This is a genomic window from Vibrio sp. 10N.286.46.A8 (genome assembly GCF_041470165.1).
Taxonomy (GTDB): Bacteria; Pseudomonadota; Gammaproteobacteria; order Enterobacterales; family Vibrionaceae; genus Vibrio; species Vibrio tasmaniensis_A.
This window is the reverse complement of record NZ_JBFRLX010000175.1, coordinates 1-7,131: the sequence shown is the minus strand read 5'-3', so window position 1 is coordinate 7,131 and position 7,131 is coordinate 1. Positions and strand designations below refer to the sequence as shown.

At 46.0% G+C, this 7,131-nt stretch carries 5 protein-coding genes; 2 read left to right on the top strand and 3 right to left on the bottom strand.

What is annotated here, in order from left to right:
• Positions 1-384: 384 nt before the first annotated feature.
• Positions 385-1,374, bottom strand: coding sequence for a rhodanese-related sulfurtransferase (locus AB4232_RS16775; protein ID WP_102344468.1), 990 nt, complete (start codon positions 1,372-1,374; stop codon positions 385-387).
• A 311-nt stretch (positions 1,375-1,685) separates the two neighbouring features.
• Positions 1,686-2,834 (bottom strand): PLP-dependent aminotransferase family protein, encoded by a 1,149-nt coding sequence (locus AB4232_RS16770; protein ID WP_372087577.1) that lies wholly within the window; start codon positions 2,832-2,834, stop codon positions 1,686-1,688.
• A 115-nt stretch (positions 2,835-2,949) separates the two neighbouring features.
• Between AB4232_RS16770 and AB4232_RS16765 the strand changes: the two genes are divergently transcribed.
• Together AB4232_RS16765 and AB4232_RS16760 are read left to right on the top strand one after the other, a co-directional pair.
• The gene (locus tag AB4232_RS16765) at positions 2,950-3,819 is read left to right on the top strand and encodes a GyrI-like domain-containing protein (RefSeq protein WP_012601191.1); all 870 of its coding nucleotides are present in this window, start codon (positions 2,950-2,952) and stop codon (positions 3,817-3,819) included.
• Between the two features lie 24 nt (positions 3,820-3,843).
• Positions 3,844-4,086, top strand: a complete 243-nt coding sequence (locus tag AB4232_RS16760; RefSeq protein WP_012601190.1) for a hypothetical protein — start codon at positions 3,844-3,846, stop codon at positions 4,084-4,086.
• A gap of 139 nt (positions 4,087-4,225) precedes the next feature.
• On the opposite strand, the gene AB4232_RS16755 is transcribed toward AB4232_RS16760, so the two are convergent.
• On the bottom strand, positions 4,226-7,081 hold the full coding sequence (locus AB4232_RS16755; RefSeq protein ID WP_372087576.1) for an FAD-binding and (Fe-S)-binding domain-containing protein: 2,856 nt from the start codon (positions 7,079-7,081) through the stop codon (positions 4,226-4,228).
• Positions 7,082-7,131: the final 50 nt, after the last annotated feature.

Genomic DNA, 7,131 nt, shown 5'->3' with positions numbered 1-7,131 from the left:
AGGCAGAGGTTTCGATGTGTAGCTAGCCTACATGAGAAGCCGATAACGTAGTAGAAATGACCAGCAAACGCTGCCCGAAGGGTTCAGCTAAAAGCGTTTTACTCTTTGTTGAGGGAGATTTGCTTAGAATGACTAGGCTACTTCTCCCTCGCCGCGATTAAAACGCTTTTATCTCGAACAAAATCCAACCGCGGAAGGTCAACATGCCCTGACAGTATAGAAGCAATTTATCGAAAGAAGTGTGGTTCAAAACACAAAGCCGTAAAGCGATCAAAAAAGGGCACAAACTCGAGGAATCATCTTCGAACTTGCGCCCTTTTGTATGTATATAGCTAACTATTTATAGTTATATGTTTAGAATCCTAAGAGTTTAAAGCAGAGCGTTTACTTCGCTTTCTTGCCAGAGCGTTGCTGCTCTTTGTGTGCAAGCTTCTCTTTCTTACGTTGATCGATAAGGTGAGCAGCATCGCCGCCTACGTGGGTTTCGCCACGAGCATTCGACAATTGAACTTGTTTTTCACGTTCGCGGAAACGCGCTTTCTGCTCGTCGCTGTGCTTATCAATACACTTAGGGCAGCTTACGCCTTTCTCGAAGTGTTCAGAGGCTTTGTCTTCGTCAGTGATTGGCAAACGACACGCGTTACACACATCGTAACCGCTCTTTTCTAGCTGGTGGTTTACTGCAACACGACCGTCAAATACGTAGCAGTCGCCTTCCCACATGCTCTCTTCTTCTGGTACTTCTTCTAGGTACTTAAGAATGCCGCCTTCAAGGTGGTAAACCTCATCAAAGCCTTGTTCTTTCATGTAGGCTGTTGATTTTTCGCAACGAATACCGCCAGTACAGAACATCGCGACTTTTTTGTGTTTCTTAGGATCGAGATTTTCTTCAACGTATTGAGGGAATTCACGGAAGGTTTCTGTGTTTGGGTTTACAGCATTTTTGAATGTACCGATATCGACTTCGTAATCGTTACGAGTATCAACCAGAATCACATCAGGATCAGAGATCAATGCGTTCCATTCGTTTGGTTTCACGTAAGTGCCGACAACGTGGCGTGGGTCGATACCCTCAACGCCCATGGTTACGATCTCTTTCTTAAGCTTAACCTTGGTGCGGTTGAATGGTTGTTCTTCGTTGAATGACTCTTTGTAAACAACATCAGCCAAACGAGAATCTTGTTTGAACCATTGAAGAAGAGCGTCGATAGATTCGCGCTTACCTGCAACGGTGCCGTTGATACCTTCACTCGCAAGTAGCAAAGTACCGCGGATTTGGTTGGCTTCTAACACGTCAGTGAGTGGCTGGCGAATTTCTTGGTAATCATCAAGTGCTACGAATTTATACAGAGCACATACAACATATTGAGACATGGTTTTTCCTTTCTGCGAGCTGGAACGTAAATCCAGAGCGTTGCCTTTTATGATACAAGCTGAGTTTCATTCACTCAGGTTTGCCCATATTAGCTTATTAAAATCCGCCGCAGTATAACCAAGCCAAGGATGGACAAAAACCAACCAAAAGTAGGGCTATTTATCATTTCTATTTATGTGGTTTATGGGCTAGGAAATTCAACAAAACTGTTTTATCAGGTTCGAATTACAACATGTATTCCCAAACCCAAAAGGCCCTGCTGTAAAAACAGCAGGGCCTTGGTATTGAATCTGTCTGACTTAATCAGCGATTACGCTTGGTTAAGTACTTCCGCTAAGCGTTTTACCGCTTCGGTTAATTCTTCTGGGTTGGCGTTGGTGAAGTTTAAGCGCAGTGCAGCTTTAGCTTCATCGGCTTTTGGATAAAATACTGGGCTTGGTACAACAGCCACACCATTCGATAATAGAGTTTTAGCCAATTCGAAGGTGTCGCACTCTGGGATTTCAACCCAAATGAACATTCCGCCATCAACGGATTTTAATACACAGTCAGTAGGCAGCTGTTTTTCTAGCTCTGAAAACAGCACTTCATAACGAGACTTGTAAAGGGTGCGAATGTTTTCCATATGTACGTTGAAGTCTTCATGCTTTAGAAGACCAACAAGCAGCGCTTGCATAGGTACACTTGAGTGTAAGTCCGCGCCTTGTTTTACTTTGATTAATGGCTCAAGGTAGCTGCGTTTACCTGTTACCGCGCCAATACGTAAACCTGGCGATGCAATTTTAGAGAATGAACGAAGAACGATAGAGTTGTCAGGGCAGAACGAAGAAACCAACGGTAGTTCTGTACCGGTGAAACGTAGCTCACGGTATGGTGCATCTTCAATGAATGCCACGTTGTATTTGATGCACAGTTCAGCGACTTTTTGACGAGTTTCTGTTGCCCAGCACACACCTGTTGGGTTGTGGAAATCAGGCACGGCATAGAACATTTTCGGTGATTGCTGTGCAAAGCACGTCTCTAGTTCGTCTAGGTTCGGGCCAAATTCTGTTTGAGACACAGTCACAATGTTTGCTTGAACTAGGCCAAACACCTGCATCGCACCCAAGTAGCTTGGCGCTTCCATCACAACCACATCATTCGGATCAACATATGCTCGTGCAATTAAGTCGAGACCTTGCTGAGAACCGGTACAAATCATTGCCGTGTGTGATTCTGGCAATTGGTAGCTTTGTGTTAGGTGGTCAAGCAACGGGCCGTAACCGGCAGTAGAACCGTATTGGAAAACTTCAGGCATGTTCGCTAGGTTTTCTAGCGTTGGCTTCATTAAATCGATAGGGAATGTTTTCTCGTCCGGTAAACCACCTGCCAATGAGATGACATTTGGATCGCTTGCGGCTGCTAGGATCTCTCGAATGTATGAAGATTGAATCTGTTGTAATGACTGTGCGATTTCCATGTGTTGTGTCTCGTCTTTTATCGTTTTTATTCTATCGCTTGATATTACACGGCAATTGTAAAAACTAGCGTGTCCGTTTATGCTCTTAAACATGTCCATTTATGCTATTTAGACGATGTCACGACAACACTTATCCCGAATCAATGATGTTTTGTTCCATATTCATCAAGACATCAGCCAACCTCTGTCGGCAAAGGCGCTCTCCGAGATTGCGGCTTATTCAGAGCAACATTTTCATCGCACCTTTAAAAGCGTGGTTGGGGAGTCGCTACATCAGTACATTCGACGCACTCGAATGGAGTATGCAGCCAATCAATTGATGTTCGATACCACGTCGTCAGTGGTAGAGATTGCTAGTAAATGTGGCTTTAGTTCGGTGTCTTCATTTAGCCGAGCATTCAAAGCGACCTTTAACATGTCACCGGGAGAATGGCGTAAACACGACTTACAGATAGCAGAAAAACCCTATTTGAAAGATCCCGAAGTAGCGGCGGGTTATTTGAACGTAGCGCAGCGAGTGTTACCTGAACCGAAGATCGTTGAAACACCGGAGCGAATGGCGGCTTATGTTCGACATACGGGTTATAACCGTTCTATTCGCAACGCGTGGTTGATATTGAAAGCGTGGGCGAACTCAGAACAGCGTGACTTTTCGAGCCAATTTGGTTTGCATCACTCAAACCCTGCTTGGGTGGAAATGGACCAGTGCCGCTATGTGGCGTGTATCGCGATTGATGAGCCGATTAAGTATCGCAGTGTTGTGAACCAGATGGTGATTCCGGGTGGGTTACACGCGGTATTTCGACTGAATGGCCGTTATGGTGAACTGCTACCACAGATCAGTATGGTATTAGAAAAATGGTTACCTGCTTCTGGTTTCAAACAGCGCTCGACTCCCGCGTATGTGCATTATCATCGGAACCATTTTCTCAACAGTGATGAAGTGTTTGAGCTTGATTTCTATCTGCCAGTGAGTTTTTATTAGTAACCCCATTTTTGAGGAAAAATTATGTATCTCGTTTTGTATTGCCACAATATTGGTATGACGGACTTTTCATTCTTTGAAACGGAAGATTTTGACAAAGAAGAGGGCTATATCGTGCGAGGTAAATGGCCGAATGAGAAAGCGTTTCGTGATTACTTAACCAAAGAGTTTGGTGACATGAGCGAATTTCAAGTGATCGACTTAATCGCCAAAGGTGCAGAAGCAGAACACTACTCGCCAGAAGAGTTGATGCGCTTAGCTTTGTAATATCTAGCTTAATAACGGTTAGCTCATCAACATCCAGTTAAGTAGCATCTTTCGAACAAACGAATAAAGAAATGGCAGCCTGACTGGGCTGCCATTTTTGTTTTAAGTGAGAGCAAATTGCTCTGTACTAAGAGTGAAGCTATTGCGCGACTTCGTCCACCAAGTACAAGATTGATTGATACGGAATGCCACTGTGATGTGATAAACCGATCTCACAGGTTCGGCTGTTGCTGAATCCACGAGTGCAGTTGCTCGGCACTTGTTCTTTGAGTGGGTGTACCGCCGCTTCATTCAGCTCTGGAGTGGTAAAACCTTTATCACCCGCCCAACCACAACACTGAATATGCTCAGGAACAATCACCTCTTCGGTACAGGCTTTAGCAAGAATCAACATCGCGCCTTCTAAGCCCATTCGACGAGAACTACACGTGACATGCAGCATTATGGTCTCTTGCAGCGGCTCAAGTGTCAGGTGCTCCAGCAGGTACTGGTTCACAAACCCTGTCGGCTCTAATACCTCTAACGGTTTGGTGAACTGTTCAATACTGCGTTTAGCACATGGACTGGTGTCCATTAATACTGGGTATTCACCCTGACGACTGGCTTGCCACAACACTTCTTCTAGTTGTTGTGCTTTAGATTGGGCTAAATCGGTCATCCCTTTGCTGTCGTAAGGCATGCCACAACATTGGTCGTCTAGCTTCTTCGGAAGAATAACCTCGAATCCGGCTTTGTTAAGCAAAGACATGGTCACTTCAGTTAGAGGACGTTGGTCGCCCGCATCGCTTTGTTGTCCCATGGTGCGACTTGCACAGGAAGGGAGGTAAACCACCTTCTTATGATTGCTTGAGTTTTCTGCCGTCACTGGTGATGAGACTAGCGAGTGGCTATTGGATTGTGGCATCTCCGGCATCCAAACTGGTGTCGCGCCTTTAGTTATTGAGCGCAAGCCGTTGGTTAGCTTGCCGACTGTGTTTGCGCCTAATACTTTGCTCGCCACTTGGTTGGTTTTGAGGCCAGCCTTAGTCAGTTTAGTGGTGGTCGAGAAATGATCCGCTGTCCACTTAGCGATTGGCGTAAATTTCTCGTACTTGGCAATACGAAGCTTCTTAATCAAATCACCGGTGTTGATTCCCACTGGGCAACGCTCGGCACACAGGCCGGTTGCAGCGCAGGTATCGATACCTTGATATTCGAAGGTTTTCTCTAGTTCGCTTGCTTCTATTTCTTCACCTGCAGCACGGCGGCGTTGTAACTCGCGGTACAGCACGATACGTTGGCGAGGCGATAGAGTTAAGGTACGAGACGGACAAACAGGCTCACAGAAGCCACATTCAATACAGCGGTCGACAAGGTCGTCAGCAGCAGGCATTGGCTTCAAATTGGTGATGTGTGAATTTGGATTGTCGTTAATAATAACGCCGGGGTTGAGCAGTCTTTCTGGATCAAACAAGGCTTTGATTCGTTGCATCAAGGCGTAGCCATCTTTGCCCCATTCCAATTCGACATAAGGCGCCATATTACGGCCAGTGCCATGTTCTGCTTTCAGTGAACCTTGGTATTTCACCGCGACTAGTTCGGCAACGTCATCCATGAAACCGCCGTAGCGATCGATTTCTGTTTGGCTATCAAAGCCTTGCGTAAACACAAAATGCAGGTTGCCTTCGAGGGCATGGCCGAAAATAATCGCTTCGCTGTAGTCGTATTTATCGAACAGCTCTTGCAGCTCTCGAATACCATTAGCAAGGTTTTCGACAGGGAAAGCCACGTCTTCAATGATAACGGTCGTACCGACTTCACGCACTGCGCCAACTGCTGGGAACATGCCTTTTCGGATGCCCCAAAGAGTCGCGACTGTCTTTGGATCGGAAGTGAAAGGCACCGATTCAACAATCGTGTACTCAGTCAATGCGTCCAAAATTGATTTACATTGTAAATCTAAGTCCTGCTGGGAGCTGGCGTGTGATTCAACCAAAATTGCCGCGGCTTCTAAATCCAAGTTCGGCATGAATGCAGGCATACCCGGTTTATCGGCCACTGAACGCAGCGCTCTGCCGTCCATTAACTCAACCGCAGCAACCGGAGTTTTTGATAGCGTAGTAACGGCTTTACTGGCTTGTTCGATGTCGGCAAATACCAACAGAGCAGAGGCTTTGTTTGGGTGTTCGATAACCGTGTTGTAGGTAATCTCAGCAATGAAACCTAGCGTGCCTTCTGAGCCAATCATCAGGTGTTTGATGATCTCAATTGGGTCGTGGTAATCGACCAAAGCATTGAGCGCGTAGCCAGTAGTGTTTTTGAGGCGGTATTTGTGGCGGATTCTGTCTGCAAGTTCTTGGTTTGAAGCTGTCTGTTGATGTAATTCAACAATGCCTTCAAATAGTTCTTTGTGTGATTGCTTGAATGCATCAACACTTACGTTATCAGCCGTATCAAGCAGGGAGCCATCACTCAATACGATTTTCATGCTCTCGACGGTGCGATACGAGTTTTGCGCAGTACCACAGCACATGCCGCTGGCGTTATTTGCTGCAATACCACCGATTTTACAGGTATTGATTGAAGCTGGATCTGGGCCGATTTTACGTTGGAAAGGAGCAAGGTATTTGTTTGCATCAGCGCCAATCACACCCGGTTGAAGGATGATCTGATTGCCGTTATCTACGATTTCGTGGCCACGCCAGTCATCGGTCAGTGTGATGAGTACCGAGTCTGAAACGGCTTGCCCTGAAAGGCTGGTGCCCGCAGCGCGAAAGGTAAAATGAATGCTTAGCTCGCGACAGCTTTGAATGGTAAATATCACTTCGTCTAAGTTTTTGAGCCTTAGAACCATTTTCGGCACCAAGCGATAAAAACTCGCATCGGTGCCGTAAGCCAAGCGCTTTGCCTCTTGCGTGACAATGCGTTCTGTTTCTATTTTTTGAGCCAGTATCGCTTCAAGCTGCTGATAAGCTTGTTCGTCTATTACTCGCTCATGGGATGTGGTTGTCTCCATCTTTGCTTCCTTGTGCTTCTTATTTGGCACTGGTTAGGGCGTGTTGACCT